Origin of the sequence: Salmonella sp. NW1250 (genome assembly GCF_051812965.1) — a bacterium.
GTDB lineage: Bacteria > Pseudomonadota > Gammaproteobacteria > Enterobacterales > Enterobacteriaceae > Salmonella > Salmonella enterica.
Window position 1 is genome coordinate 263,261 of record NZ_JAMNDD010000002.1, and the last position, 13,313, is coordinate 276,573.

The following is a 13,313-nucleotide window of genomic DNA, read 5'->3' on the forward strand; positions in this document are numbered from 1 at the left end:
GCCTGATGAAGCCGAAACGAATACCTGGAGTTTTCCTGGTTATTCCCGGTGGGTTAAGCGTATCGTGAACACATTTTCCCGTGTTCACTTAATGCGTTGCACGGTTCTTACGTCACTGGTTGTTAACCAAATTTTTTCCTGGGGGATAAATGAGCGCGGGAAGCCCAAAATTCACCGTTAGTCGCATTGCGGCACTATCACTGGTTTCACTATGGCTGGCAGGTTGTACCAGTTCGTCAAACCCTCCGGCGCCGGTCACGTCTGTGGACAGTGGTTCGTCATCAAATACCAATTCCGGGATGTTGATCACACCGCCGCCAAAAATGGGCGCGACGACGCAACAAACGCCGCAACAAGCGCCGCAAATTCAACCCGTTCAGCGTCCTGTAACGCAGCCCATGCAAACTCAACCGGTCACGGAACAACCCGTGCAGATGGAAAATGGGCGAATCGTATACAATCGCCAGTATGGGAATATTCCGAAAGGTAGCTATACGGGTGGCAGTACTTACACCGTGAAAAAGGGTGATACGCTTTTTTACATCGCCTGGATTACCGGGAACGATTTCCGCGATCTGGCCCAGAGAAACAGTATTTCTGCCCCGTATAGCCTGAATGTAGGGCAAACTTTGCAAGTTGGTAACGCATCCGGTACGCCAATTACTGGCGGAAATGCGATCACCCAGGCGGATGCAGCACAGCAAGGAGTTGTGACCAGGTCTGCACAAAATTCCACCGTTGCAGTTGCGTCTCAACCTACAATTACGTATTCTGAGGGCTCAGGTGAACAAAGTGCTAACAAAATGTTGCCAAACAACAAGCCTGCTGGGACGGTTGTCACAGCGCCTGTAACGGCACCAACGGTAAGCACGACCGAACCAAATGCAAGCAGTACGTCAACCAGCGCGCCGATTTCCGCATGGCGCTGGCCGACGGATGGCAAAGTGATCGAAAACTTTGGCGCTTCCGAAGGGGGCAATAAAGGGATCGACATTGCAGGCAGTAAGGGACAGGCTATCGTCGCAACCGCTGATGGGCGCGTCGTATATGCCGGTAACGCACTGCGTGGTTACGGTAATCTTATTATCATCAAACATAACGATGATTACCTGAGTGCCTACGCCCATAATGATACGATGCTGGTCCGGGAACAACAGGAAGTTAAGGCGGGGCAAAAAATCGCTACTATGGGTAGCACCGGCACCAGCTCTACACGCTTGCATTTTGAAATTCGTTACAAGGGGAAATCCGTAAACCCGCTGCGTTATTTACCGCAGCGATAAAGCGGCGGAACCAGGCTTTGACTTGCTAGTTCCGTCAAGGGATCACGGGTAGGAGCCACCTTATGAGTCAGAATACGCTGAAAGTTCATGATTTAAATGAAGACGCGGAATTTGATGAGAACGGAGTAGAGGCTTTTGACGAAAAAGCCTTGAGTGAAGAGGAACCCAGTGATAACGACCTGGCTGAAGAAGAGCTGTTATCGCAAGGGGCCACACAGCGTGTGTTGGACGCGACTCAGCTTTACCTTGGTGAGATTGGGTATTCACCACTGTTAACAGCCGAAGAAGAAGTCTATTTTGCGCGTCGCGCACTGCGTGGAGATGTCGCTTCTCGCCGTCGCATGATTGAGAGTAACCTGCGTCTGGTGGTAAAAATTGCCCGCCGTTATGGCAATCGTGGACTGGCGTTGCTGGACCTGATTGAAGAGGGCAACCTGGGGCTTATCCGTGCAGTCGAGAAGTTTGACCCGGAACGCGGGTTCCGCTTCTCAACATACGCAACCTGGTGGATTCGCCAGACAATCGAACGGGCGATTATGAACCAAACCCGTACGATTCGCTTGCCGATTCACATTGTTAAAGAGCTGAACGTATACCTGCGCACCGCACGTGAGTTGTCGCATAAACTGGACCACGAACCGAGTGCGGAAGAAATTGCAGAACAACTGGATAAACCGGTTGATGACGTCAGCCGTATGCTTCGTCTCAACGAGCGCATTACCTCGGTAGACACCCCGCTGGGCGGTGATTCCGAAAAAGCGTTGCTGGACATCCTGGCCGATGAAAAAGAGAACGGTCCGGAAGACACCACGCAAGATGACGATATGAAACAGAGCATCGTCAAATGGTTGTTCGAACTGAACGCCAAACAGCGTGAAGTGCTGGCGCGCCGTTTCGGTCTGCTGGGATATGAAGCTGCGACACTGGAAGATGTAGGCCGTGAAATCGGCCTTACGCGTGAACGTGTTCGTCAGATTCAGGTTGAAGGCCTGCGCCGTCTGCGCGAAATTCTGCAGACGCAGGGGCTGAATATCGAAGCGCTGTTCCGCGAGTAAGTACCCTTGTCAAAAAAAGGCCAGTCTGTCGACTGGCCTTTTTTTTACCGTTTGTCTTCTGCCAGCAGCGGCGGGATACTCGGCACCATTGGCGCGTCATCAATATCTTTTTGCGTCATGCGAAACGCTTGTGGATAGTGTTCGCGGCTGGTACGGCGTAACGGTTCGGTATCGCGCCAGGTATACAGACAATGCTGACACTGATATACCGTCCAGACTCCTTTTACCGGAGAAGTCGCCATGAGTTCAATATGTGCATCGGCACAGCGTGGACAAATCATCGGTTACTCCTTATTTACGGTTGGCCAGCATGGCGGTCAGCTTTTCAGCCCAGGCTTTAGTTTCCGGTAAATCAACAACCGGCTGGCTATAGTGACCACGGTTATCTGGCGCAACCGGCGTGGTGGCGTCAATGATCAGCTTGTCGGTAATCCCCGCCGGGCTTGAGCCCGGATCCAGTTCCAGGACGGACATATTCGGTAGCTGTACCAGATCGCCTGCCGGATTCACTTTCGACGACAATGCCCACATCACCTGTGGCAGATTGAATGGATCGACATCTTCATCGACCATGATCACCATCTTCACATATCCCAGACCGTGCGGCGTCGTCATCGCTCGCAGGCCCACCGCGCGGGCAAAGCCGCCGTAGCGTTTTTTGGTCGAGATGATGGCCAGCAGGCCGTGGGTGTACATGGCGTTTACCGCCTGCACTTCCGGAAATTCGGCTTTCAGCTGTTGATACAGTGGCACGCAGGTCGCCGGCCCCATCAGGTAGTCGATTTCCGTCCACGGCATCCCTAAATAGAGCGATTCAAAAATGGGTTTGCTGCGGTAAGAGACCTTATCGATACGCACCACGGTCATGTTGCGACCGCCGGAATAGTGGCCGGTAAATTCGCCGAACGGTCCTTCAATTTCACGTTTACGGCTTTCGATGACCCCTTCAAGAATGACTTCAGATCCCCACGGCACATCAAAACCGGTCAACGGCGCGGTGGCGATAGGATAGGGGCTTTCACGCAGCGCGCCTGCCATTTCATACTCTGACTGATCGTATTTCAGCGGCGTTGCGCCCATCAGGGTAATGATCGGATCGTTACCCAACGTGATCGCAATCGGCAGATCTTCCCCGCGCTCTTCAGCTTTGTGCAGGTGCAATGCGATATCATGCATCGGCACCGGTTGCAGACCCAGCTTACGCTTGCCTTTAACTTCCATACGGTAGATGCCGACATTCTGCTTGCCGAAGTTATCGGGATCGAGCGGATCGCGTGATACCACACAGGCTTTATCCAGATAGAATCCGCCGTCGCCGTCGTTCAGACGAAACAGCGGCAGGATATCAAACAGGTTGATCGCGTCGCCGTCGACGGTATTTTCCGCCCAGCCCGGATTCGCCCGTCGTTCCGGCGCTACCGGAAAATTGTCCCAGCGGCGAATAAATTCATCGATCTGTTTTTTAACCGGCGTGTTAGGCGGCAAACCCAGTGAGATGGCATGGTTCTGCCAGGAACCGATGGTATTCATCGCCACGCGGGCGTCGGTAAAACCACGAATATTGTCAAACCACAGCGCGGGCGCGCCATCGCCGATGCGTCCCGTTGCGTTGGCAGCGGCGGCGAGATCCGGCTCCGCATTCACTTCCTCGCTGATTTTCAGCAGTTGTCCCTGCTGATCCAGCGCATGTAAAAAACTGCGCAAATCATCAAATGCCATTATCCATTCTCCTGTGAAAAATTTGCTGCCTGTCGCAGTCCTTGCCAGCGGCGCGCGCGCGTATGCTCCAGACCAAACTGGTCGAGAACGCGCGCTACGATGTGCTGGATAATATCGTCAACGGTTTGCGGCAGGTTATAGAACGCGGGCATGGGCGGCACTATCGCCACCCCCATACGAGAAAGCGCAAGCATGTTTTCCAGATGAATCGTGCTGAGCGGCATTTCCCGCGGCACAAGCACCAGCTTGCGACCCTCTTTCAACACGACATCGGCAGCGCGTCCCACCAGCCCCTCGGCATAGCCGGCGCGAACCCCCGCCAGTGTTTTCATACTGCAGGGGATAATAATCATGCCGTCGGTACGAAATGAGCCGGAGGAAATGGTCGCCGCCTGATCGGCCGGGCTATGACAATAATCTGCCAGGGCGGCTACCTCAGCGGGCGTGTAGGGCGTCTCCAGTTCAATAGTGGTTTTGGCCCACTTTGACATTACCAGATGCGTTTCAACATCAGGTATCGCCCGCAATGCCTGGAGTAGCTCGACGCCAAGCGGCGCGCCGGTCGCACCGGTCATCCCCACAATCAATCTCATTTCTTACCTCAAATATCGTTCGTATACGAACATTTTGATCAAAATACGCCCACACGGCCTTTGCGACAAGATCGCTTCCGACGCCTGCGCACGTTTAGCTAAAGCATTCGTCATTAAAAAACCGTGCATAAGTCGTTATGATAGAAAAAGTTAATTTATCCGGAGCGCTCATGGAGTTACGAAACACCGCGTTTCATCTGTTACGCCAACTTTTTCAGCAACATACCGCACGCTGGCAGCATGAACTACCGGAGCTCACCAAACCTCAATATGCGGTGATGCGCGTTATTGCTGAACATCCGGGTATTGAACAGGTCGATCTGACCGAAGCGGCGGTCAGCACTAAAGCGACGCTGGCGGAGATGTTAAGCCGGATGGAAAATCGTGGGCTGGTAAAGCGAGAAAACGATCCGCTGGATAAACGTCGGCGTTTTGTCTATCTCACCGTTCAGGGCCAAACGTTGCTCGCCGCCGCGATACCACTGGGGGATCGCGTTGACGATGAGTTTTTGGGGCGACTGAGCGCTGAAGAACGCGAACAGTTTACGCAACTGGTACGCAAGATGATGACGTAAGCGGCTTGCGCCGCTTCGCTATTGTTTGGCCATCAGCAGTGAGATATCCACTTTGGCCAGCGCCCGAATTGCGCTTTCCGGCAGGCCGTCATCGGTGACGATTTGGTTGAATTCCGCCAGCGGTAACGCCAGCCACGTCGCGACCTGGCCGTATTTGGTCGCGTCGCACACCAGAATTTTTTGGCGGCTGGCGCTGGCGACGGCCCGTTTCACCGTGACTTTATCTTCTGCCGGCGTTGAAATACCGCGCACGCTCCAGGACGAGGCGGAAATAAAGGCCTGGTCAATCATCAATCCGCGCAAAAGCGTCGCCGCGGCTTCACCGACGCACGACCGGTTTTCCCGGCATACCGCCCCGCCAGTGTGAATAATTGTGCAATCGCTGTTGTCCATCAGGTAATCGGCGATAACGAAATCATTCGTCACCACCGTAAGTTTATTCATCGTAACCAGCTGCCTGGCGATCGCCAGCGTGGTAGTACCTGCATCAAGGTAGATACAGCTTTCTGGCTGTACCAGGCTGGCGGCCAGTTTGCCAATCGCCGCTTTCTGCGGCGTCGCCAGTTCGGTTTTGATCTGATGCGAGGGTTCGTGCGCCACGCGAGTCGATGATTGCACGCCGCCAGAGACCTGGATTACCGCGCCTTGCTGCTCCAGTTTTTGTAAATCACGGCGGATAGTCATGTGGGATACATGCATGCGCTCGGTCAGTTCAGCGATACTGACGATGCCTTTCTCCGCTACCATATCAAGAATGATTTGTCGACGCTCAGTAGGTATCAACGTCTGCTCCTTTCTTTAGTCCTGTCGCGATTTTACGCGATTTCTCGTCACAGCGTGTGAAGTTCTATGAGGATTGCCTTCACAAAAAATAACACATTTTGTTATTTTTTGTGAAACAACTCACCGCAATTGTTTACAAAAACGCCTATATTCACATAACAAAACATAATATCACGTAAATTAACATGGAGTGATAATGACAACAGGAACTGATTTTCATGTCGGCATTGTGGGACTTGGCTCAATGGGAATGGGCGCTGCGCGTTCATGCCTGCGCGCCGGGCTTTCCACATGGGGGGCTGATCTTAACCCGCAAGCGTGCGCGAATCTTCTTGCTGAAGGGGCTTGTGGGGCTGCCGCCAGCGCCAGGGAGTTCGCCGGCGTCGTGGATGCGTTAGTCATTCTGGTCGTCAATGCCGCCCAGGTCAGACAGGTGTTATTCGGTGAGGATGGCGTCGCCCATCTGATGAAACCCGGAAGCGCGGTGATGGTTTCGTCCACGATCTCAAGCGCCGACGCCCAAGAGATCGCCGCGGCGTTGACGGCATTGAATCTTAACATGCTGGATGCGCCGGTTTCCGGCGGCGCGGTAAAAGCGGCGCAGGGCGAAATGACGGTGATGGCCTCCGGGAGCGAGGCGGCGTTTACCCGCCTGAAGCCTGTGTTGGACGCCGTTGCCAGCAACGTTTATCGCATCAGCGATACGCCGGGCGCAGGCTCAACCGTCAAAATCATTCATCAACTGCTGGCTGGCGTGCATATTGCGGCGGCGGCCGAAGCGATGGCGCTGGCCGCGCGGGCCGGTATTCCTCTGGACGTGATGTATGACGTCGTGACCCATGCCGCCGGCAACTCCTGGATGTTTGAAAACCGTATGCAGCATGTCGTTGACGGCGACTATACCCCGCGTTCGGCCGTCGACATTTTTGTCAAAGATTTGGGGCTGGTTGCCGACACGGCGAAAGCGCTGCGCTTCCCCTTACCGCTGGCCTCTACGGCGTTAAATATGTTCACCAGCGCCAGTAACGCCGGTTATGGCAAAGAGGATGACAGCGCTGTGATCAAAATTTTCTCAGGGATTACTCTGCCTGGCGTCATGCCTGAGGAGCCGTCATGTTAAAAATTGGCGTCATTGCCGATGATTTTACCGGCGCGACCGACATCGCCAGTTTTCTGGTCGAAAACGGGATGCCGACAGTGCAGATCAATGATGTCCCAACCGGGACGCAACCGGAAGGATGCGACGCGGTGGTTATCAGCCTGAAAACCCGCTCATGCCCGGCGCAAGAGGCGATAAAACAATCGCTGGCGGCGCTGGTATGGCTGAAAAAACAGGGCTGCCAGCAAGTCTATTTCAAATATTGCTCGACTTTCGATAGTACTGCCGAAGGCAATATCGGCCCGGTCACCGATGCGCTGATGGTGGCGCTGGATACCTCATTTACCGTGATTTCTCCCGCGCTGCCGGTTAACGGACGCACGGTTTATCAGGGCTATCTGTTTGTCATGAACCACTTGCTGGCGGAGTCCGGTATGCGCCACCACCCTATCAATCCGATGACCGACAGCTACCTGCCGCGTCTGATGGAAGCGCAGGCGCAAGGGCGCTGCGGCGTTATTCCGGCTCAGACGCTTGATGAAGGCGTTGCCGCGACCCGTGCGGCGCTGTCGCGTTTACAGCAGGAAGGATATCGCTACGCGGTACTTGACGCGCTCAATGAGCGGCACCTGGAAATCCAGGGCGAGGTTTTGCGTGATGCCCCGCTGGTGACCGGCGGTTCCGGGCTGGCAATGGGGCTGGCGCGTCAGTGGGCGAAGCACGGCGTTTCTCGGGTCCGTTCCGCAGGCTATCCGCTGAGCGGCCGCGCGGTGGTGCTTTCCGGTTCCTGTTCGCAAATGACGAATCAGCAGGTGGCCTTCTATCGACAACATGCTCCCACACGCGACGTTGACGTGGCGCGCTGCCTGTCATCCGAGACGCGCGAGGCCTACGCTGAAGCGCTGGCGCAGTGGGTGCTCAGTCAGGACAGCGAACTGGCGCCAATGATTAGCGCCACCGCCTCCACGCAGGCGCTGGCCGCCATCCAGCAGCAATATGGCGCTACCGAAGCCAGCCATGCGGTAGAGGCGCTCTTTTCCCTGCTGGCCGCTCGCTTAGCGGAAGGCGGTATCACCCGGTTTATCGTGGCGGGCGGCGAAACCTCGGGCGTGGTGACGCAAAGCCTCGGTATTACCGGTTTTCACATCGGACCGTGCATTTCACCCGGCGTTCCGTGGGTCAACGCGCTCCATGCGCCGGTCTCGCTGGCGCTAAAGTCAGGCAATTTTGGCGATGAATCCTTTTTCATCCGCGCTCAAAGGGAGTTTCAGGTATGACGATACTGGCAAAAGAAGAGCACGCTTTGCGAGAAGAGATGGTCAGGATAGCCGCCTCGTTTTTCCAGCGCGGCTATGCCACCGGCTCGGCAGGCAACCTCTCGCTGTTACTGCCGGACGGCAATATTCTGGCGACGCCCACCGGTTCGTGTCTGGGTAATCTCGACCCGCAGCGGCTATCCAAAGTGGACCCGCAAGGCGAATGGCTCAGCGGCGATAAACCGTCTAAAGAGGTGCGTTTTCATCTGGCGTTGTATCGCAATAACCCTTGCTGCAAGGCCGTGGTACATCTGCACAGCACCTGGTCAACGGCGCTTTCCTGTCTCGAAGGGCTGGACCAGCAAAATGTGATTCGCCCGTTTACCCCCTATGTGGTGATGCGGATGGGAGACATTCCGCTGGTTCCCTACTATCGCCCGGGGGATGACCGAATTGCTCGCGATTTGGCTGCGCTGGCGGCCCGGCATCAGGCCTTTTTACTGGCTAATCATGGGCCGGTCGTGTGCGGGGAGAATTTGCAGGAAGCCGCTAATAATACCGAGGAGCTGGAAGAGACGGCAAAGCTGATTTTTATCCTTGGCGAACGCCCGATTCGTTATTTAACCACCGAAGAAATTGCGCAGTTAAGGAGATAACCCGATGCCGCGTTTTGCCGCCAATTTGTCGATGATGTTTACCGAAGTGCCGTTTACCGAGCGTTTTGCCGCCGCTGCCGAAGCCGGTTTTCAGGCCGTTGAGTTTCTGTTCCCCTACGGCTTTGCCGCCAGCGAGATTAAAGCCCAGCTATCGCGTCATGATCTGACGCTGGCGCTGTTTAATACTTCAGCGGGCGATATCGCGGCGGGCGAGTGGGGACGTGCCGCGCTACCGGGGCGCGAACACGACGCGCGCGCCGATATTGAACTGGCTCTGGAATACGCTCTGGCGCTGGAATGCGAGCAGGTTCACATCATGGCGGGCGTAGTGCCGGATGGCGCTGATGGCGCACGTTATCGCGCCACGTTTATCGATAATTTGCGTTATGCCGCCGACCGGTTTGCCGCCCACGATAAACGTATTTTGATCGAAGCGCTGAGTCCCGGCGTTAAACCCGGCTACCTCTTTTCCAGCCAATATCAGGCGCTGGGCATCGCAGAAGAGGTTGACCGCCCGAATGTATTCATCCAGCTCGACACTTTCCACGCGCAAAAAGTGGATGGCAATTTGAGTCACCTGATTCGCGAGTACGCGGGCCGCTATGCCCATGTACAAATCGCCTCGCTACCGGACAGACATGAACCGGATGATGGCGAGATCAACTACCCATGGCTGTTCCGGCTGTTCGATGACGTAGGTTATCGCGGCTGGATAGGCTGCGAATACCAACCACGGAATACCACGCAGGACGGGCTTGGCTGGTTTAACGCCTGGCGCTAACCCTGAACTACCCTACACAACAATAAAGAGGACATCCGGATGCAGATTATCATTACCGGCGGGGGCGGCTTTTTAGGCCAGAAACTCGCAAGCGCCTTATTAAACTCATCGCTGGCGTTTAACGAACTGCTTCTTGTTGATTTAAAAATGCCTGCACGGTTATCAGATTCCCCTCGTTTACGCTGCCTGGAAGCTGACTTAACCCAGCCGGGCGTACTGGAGAATGTGATTACCGCTAATACCTCTGTTGTTTATCATCTCGCTGCGATTGTCAGCAGCCATGCGGAAGACGATTTCGATCTGGGATGGAAAGTTAACCTGGATCTTACCCGCCAGTTACTTGAGGCGTGTCGTCGGCAACCGCAGAAAATTCGTTTTGTCTTCTCCAGCTCGCTTGCCGTTTATGGCGGTACGCTGCCGGAATGCGTCACCGATACCACCGCACTCACGCCGCGCTCGTCTTATGGCGCGCAGAAGGCCGCCTGTGAACTGTTGGTCAACGACTATACCCGCAAAGGCTATGTGGATGGGCTGGCGCTGCGTTTGCCGACGATCTGTGTTCGCCCGGGTAAACCAAACCGCGCCGCCTCTTCTTTTGTCAGCGCGATTATTCGTGAACCGTTGCAGGGCGAGACGACCGTCTGCCCGGTGTCGGAAAGTTTGCGGCTGTGGATTTCCAGCCCGGCGACGGTGATCCATAACCTGTCGCTGGCCGCAACGTTACCCGCGCCTGGCGAGGCGAGCAGCATCAACTTACCGGGGATCAGCGTAACCGTGGGCGAGATGCTGGAAACGTTGCGTCAGGCGGGCGGTCAGGCGGCGCGCGATCGGGTTACGCATCAGCGCGACGAAGGCGTCGAGAAAATTGTCGCCTCCTGGCCGGGACGTATCGATAACCAGCGTGCGCTGGCGTTAGGTTTTGTCGCCGATAAACGCTTCGATGACATTATCGAACGCTTTCGGCAAGATGATATGGAGGGGAGGTCATGACAAGTTTACCGACCCCAATTATCGGCCTGATCGTTGCCGTTTTCGTTCTGGTATGGCTGGTGTTACGCACCCGTGTTCATGCGCTGATCGCGATGCTGGCGGCGGCCTGTATCGCCGGTCTGTTGGGGGGAATGGGCATTGATAAAACGCTCTCTGTCATCACCAGCGGATTCGGTACGACGCTGGGCAGCATTGGCCTGGTGATTGGTCTCGGCGTAATGATGGGGCGCTTGCTGGAGGTTTCCGGCGCGGCGGAGCGTATCGCCTGGAGCTTTATCAAATGGCTGGGGAAACGCCGTGAAGAGTGGGCGCTGGCGATCACGGGTTATATTGTCAGCATCCCCATTTTCGTCGATTCCGCTTTTGTCATTCTTTATCCGGTGGCGAAAGCGCTGGCGAAAAGCGGTAAGCGTTCGCTACTGACGCTGGGCGTCGCGCTGGCGGGCGGGCTGGTGGTCACTCACCATACGGTACCTCCCACGCCCGGTCCGCTGGGGGTAGCCGGAATTTTTAACGTCGACATCGGCGCAATGTTATTGACCGGGATGGCGCTGGCGGTGCCCTGTGTGATCGGCATTGTGTTCTATGCGCAGTGGCTGGATAAACGCTACCCTGATTTCGTGCCGCGCACGCTGAACGCCGATGAAGTCAATGCCGCGCTGGAGCAGTACAATAAAGAGAAAGAGCAAAAGGATCTGCCGAGCCTGACGCTCTCTCTGCTGCCTATTGTGGTGCCGATCGTGCTGATCTTCCTGAAGGCTATCTGTTCCACCCTCGCCACTGTAGAAGGATGGTCCGGCCTGGCGACGCATCCGGTGGTACAGGCAATCAACTTTGTGGGAAGTCCGGTGATCGCGTTGGCCATCAGCGTTCTGCTGGCGGTGTATACGCTGGTGCCGCGCATGGATAAACATACTACCGCAGAGCGTCTGGAAGAGGGCTTGCAAAGCGCCGGGATTATCTTACTGGTCACGGGCGCTGGCGGCGCGTTGGGCGCGATCCTGCGCGACAGCGGCGCGGGGCAACAGCTGGCGGAGCAGGTTGCCAACCTGCCGATCTCGCCGATCCTGATCCCGTTTATCGTGGCGACGTTGGTACGCCTGATTCAGGGATCGGGGACGGTGGCGATGATCACTGCCGCCTCGATTTCCGCGCCGATCCTGGCGCAGATCCCCGGCATCAATATGTTGCTTGCCGCTCAGGCCGCAACGATGGGGTCGCTGTTCTTCGGCTACTTCAACGACAGCCTGTTCTGGGTGGTTAACCGCATGATGGGCGTCTCTGATGTCAAACAGCAGATGGTGGTTTGGTCTGTACCGACCACCATTGCCTGGGCGATTGGCGGCACCGGCGTGGCGTTGATTAACCTGCTGTTCGGTTCCGGCGGCAGTTGGCTCGATCCGTTACTGCCGATTGTCGTTCTGGCGGCAATTATGCTGTGGGTGCGTTGGCAGGCGCAGGGGATCAAAGACAAGCTGGTAGTTAAGGATTAAGACGGTATTATCCGTCCGGGAGCGCAATGCTCCCGGGCTGGCTACAATGATGGGGCGTGCTCCCCGCAATCCCATTGCGAACGTAAAAAATCAATAAATGCGCGTACTTTTGTCGATACATGGCGGGCGTCCGGATAAACGGCATAAATGCCCTGACGGGGAAAATGATAGTCGGGTAACACGTGAATTAACGTTCCATCCTCCAGTGCGGTGTTGACTAACCATTGCGGCAGTAATGCGACGCCGCTTCCCGCGAGAGCGAAGGCCATCAGCGAGCGCGCGCTGTCGACAGAAATTTTGCCGGCTTTGCTTATCTCCAGGCGTGAGTGTTGGCCATGATTATTCGTTACTGTCCACCGTAGCGGCGTAGGTAATCGCTCATGAATAATCCATTCCGCCTGGGCCAACGACTCCAGTGACGACACGGGGTGGCGGGCGAGCCACTGCGGCGCGGCGACCGGCAGAATGGTAAAGCGGGATATCAGCGCGGCGCGATAGCGGGAGTCCGCCAGCGAGCCAAGCCGAATCGCCACATCAAAGCGCTCGGCAATTAAATCGGCATGATGTGATGAGGACATATGCCGAATACGGAGATCGGGATGGCGCTGACTAAACTGCGCCAGTACCGGAATGACCACCTGTTCGCCAAACTCGGGCGTAGTGGTAATACGTAACTCGCCGCCCAGCCCACTATGGCTGGCACGCACTTCATCCTGCAAATTTTTCGCTGCATTGAGTAAATTCACGCCTTTTTGGTAAAAGAGGACGCCGGCGTCTGTGAGCGTCAGTCGTCGGGTGGAACGTAGCAGTAACGTTACGCCAAGCTCTTTTTCAAGCTGCCGAATATTAAAACTCACTACCGCTTTTGTTTGGCCCGATGCGGCGGCGGCGGCCGTGAAGCTGCCGCTATCTACCACGGCGATAAACAGCGACATACGCTGCAAATTGAGCATGGCGAGCTCCTTTACTGTCAAAATTATTTTGACAGTATATCGTTGAAGCGCGGACTTATCTGGCTTTCTCCGGACGG

General features: G+C 55.6%; 15 protein-coding genes. 9 read left to right on the forward strand and 6 right to left on the reverse strand.

Annotation, left to right across the window (positions count from 1 at the left end; translation table 11 throughout):
- Positions 1–112: 112 nt before the first annotated feature.
- On the reverse strand, positions 113–271 hold the full coding sequence (locus NBA72_RS04490) for a peptidase (protein WP_223148970.1): 159 nt from the start codon (positions 269–271) through the stop codon (positions 113–115).
- Between NBA72_RS04490 and nlpD the strand changes: the two genes are divergently transcribed.
- Both nlpD and rpoS read left to right on the forward strand, forming a co-directional pair.
- Positions 201–1,283: a murein hydrolase activator NlpD gene (gene nlpD, locus NBA72_RS04495; RefSeq protein WP_223149274.1), complete on the forward strand. Its 1,083-nt coding sequence runs from the start codon at positions 201–203 to the stop codon at positions 1,281–1,283. The genes NBA72_RS04490 and nlpD overlap by 71 nt on opposite strands.
- 62 nt (positions 1,284–1,345) lie before the next feature.
- Positions 1,346–2,338 carry an RNA polymerase sigma factor RpoS gene (rpoS, locus tag NBA72_RS04500; RefSeq protein ID WP_000081498.1) on the forward strand — a complete coding sequence of 331 codons (993 nt, stop codon included), beginning with the start codon at positions 1,346–1,348 and terminating at the stop codon, positions 2,336–2,338.
- Positions 2,339–2,382: 44 nt separating this feature from the next.
- Here rpoS and NBA72_RS04505 read toward each other — a convergent pair whose 3' ends face one another.
- The 3 genes from NBA72_RS04505 to NBA72_RS04515 are packed head-to-tail and all read right to left on the reverse strand — an operon-like array spanning position 2,383 to position 4,650.
- Entirely contained in the window at positions 2,383–2,619 is a 237-nt protein-coding gene (locus tag NBA72_RS04505; protein ID WP_000562964.1) for a non-oxidative hydroxyarylic acid decarboxylases subunit D, read from the reverse strand.
- 10 nt (positions 2,620–2,629) lie between these two features.
- A complete protein-coding gene (locus NBA72_RS04510; protein ID WP_000863168.1) occupies positions 2,630–4,057 on the reverse strand; it encodes a non-oxidative hydroxyarylic acid decarboxylases subunit C in 1,428 nt (475 codons plus the stop codon).
- Positions 4,057–4,650, reverse strand: a complete 594-nt coding sequence (locus NBA72_RS04515; RefSeq protein ID WP_001237180.1) for a non-oxidative hydroxyarylic acid decarboxylases subunit B — start codon at positions 4,648–4,650, stop codon at positions 4,057–4,059. The genes NBA72_RS04510 and NBA72_RS04515 overlap by 1 nt, the downstream gene beginning before the upstream one ends.
- 170 nt (positions 4,651–4,820) lie before the next feature.
- Here NBA72_RS04515 and NBA72_RS04520 point away from each other — a divergent pair, with 170 nt between their 5' ends.
- Positions 4,821–5,225, forward strand: a complete 405-nt coding sequence (locus NBA72_RS04520) for a MarR family winged helix-turn-helix transcriptional regulator (RefSeq protein WP_000423338.1) — start codon at positions 4,821–4,823, stop codon at positions 5,223–5,225.
- Positions 5,226–5,243: 18 nt separating this feature from the next.
- Here the strand turns inward: NBA72_RS04520 and ygbI are convergent, their stop codons facing one another.
- On the reverse strand, positions 5,244–6,008 hold the full coding sequence (gene ygbI / locus NBA72_RS04525; RefSeq protein ID WP_000613179.1) for a DNA-binding transcriptional repressor YgbI: 765 nt from the start codon (positions 6,006–6,008) through the stop codon (positions 5,244–5,246).
- Between the two features lie 196 nt (positions 6,009–6,204).
- Between ygbI and ltnD the strand changes: the two genes are divergently transcribed.
- Genes ltnD through NBA72_RS04555 form a run of 6 tightly spaced genes read left to right on the forward strand, consistent with a single transcriptional unit; the run spans position 6,205 to position 12,283 of the window.
- Positions 6,205–7,128 carry an L-threonate dehydrogenase gene (gene ltnD / locus NBA72_RS04530; protein WP_000206957.1) on the forward strand — a complete coding sequence of 308 codons (924 nt, stop codon included), beginning with the start codon at positions 6,205–6,207 and terminating at the stop codon, positions 7,126–7,128.
- On the forward strand, positions 7,122–8,384 hold the full coding sequence (otnK, locus tag NBA72_RS04535; protein ID WP_042948862.1) for a 3-oxo-tetronate kinase: 1,263 nt from the start codon (positions 7,122–7,124) through the stop codon (positions 8,382–8,384). Before ltnD ends, otnK begins: the two co-directional genes overlap by 7 nt.
- Positions 8,381–9,019 (forward strand): 3-oxo-tetronate 4-phosphate decarboxylase, encoded by a 639-nt coding sequence (gene otnC, locus NBA72_RS04540; protein WP_042948863.1) that lies wholly within the window; start codon positions 8,381–8,383, stop codon positions 9,017–9,019. Before otnK ends, otnC begins: the two co-directional genes overlap by 4 nt.
- 4 nt (positions 9,020–9,023) lie before the next feature.
- Positions 9,024–9,800 (forward strand): HPr family phosphocarrier protein, encoded by a 777-nt coding sequence (locus tag NBA72_RS04545; RefSeq protein ID WP_023202630.1) that lies wholly within the window; start codon positions 9,024–9,026, stop codon positions 9,798–9,800.
- Positions 9,801–9,839: 39 nt separating this feature from the next.
- Positions 9,840–10,790: a D-erythronate dehydrogenase gene (gene denD / locus NBA72_RS04550; protein ID WP_001165731.1), complete on the forward strand. Its 951-nt coding sequence runs from the start codon at positions 9,840–9,842 to the stop codon at positions 10,788–10,790.
- Complete coding sequence (locus NBA72_RS04555; protein WP_000202725.1) at positions 10,787–12,283, forward strand: GntP family permease; 1,497 nt, start codon at positions 10,787–10,789, stop codon at positions 12,281–12,283. Before denD ends, NBA72_RS04555 begins: the two co-directional genes overlap by 4 nt.
- A gap of 41 nt (positions 12,284–12,324) precedes the next feature.
- Here NBA72_RS04555 and NBA72_RS04560 read toward each other — a convergent pair whose 3' ends face one another.
- Positions 12,325–13,257 carry a LysR family transcriptional regulator gene (locus NBA72_RS04560; RefSeq protein WP_000216305.1) on the reverse strand — a complete coding sequence of 311 codons (933 nt, stop codon included), beginning with the start codon at positions 13,255–13,257 and terminating at the stop codon, positions 12,325–12,327.
- Between the last annotated feature and the right edge of the window lie 56 nt (positions 13,258–13,313).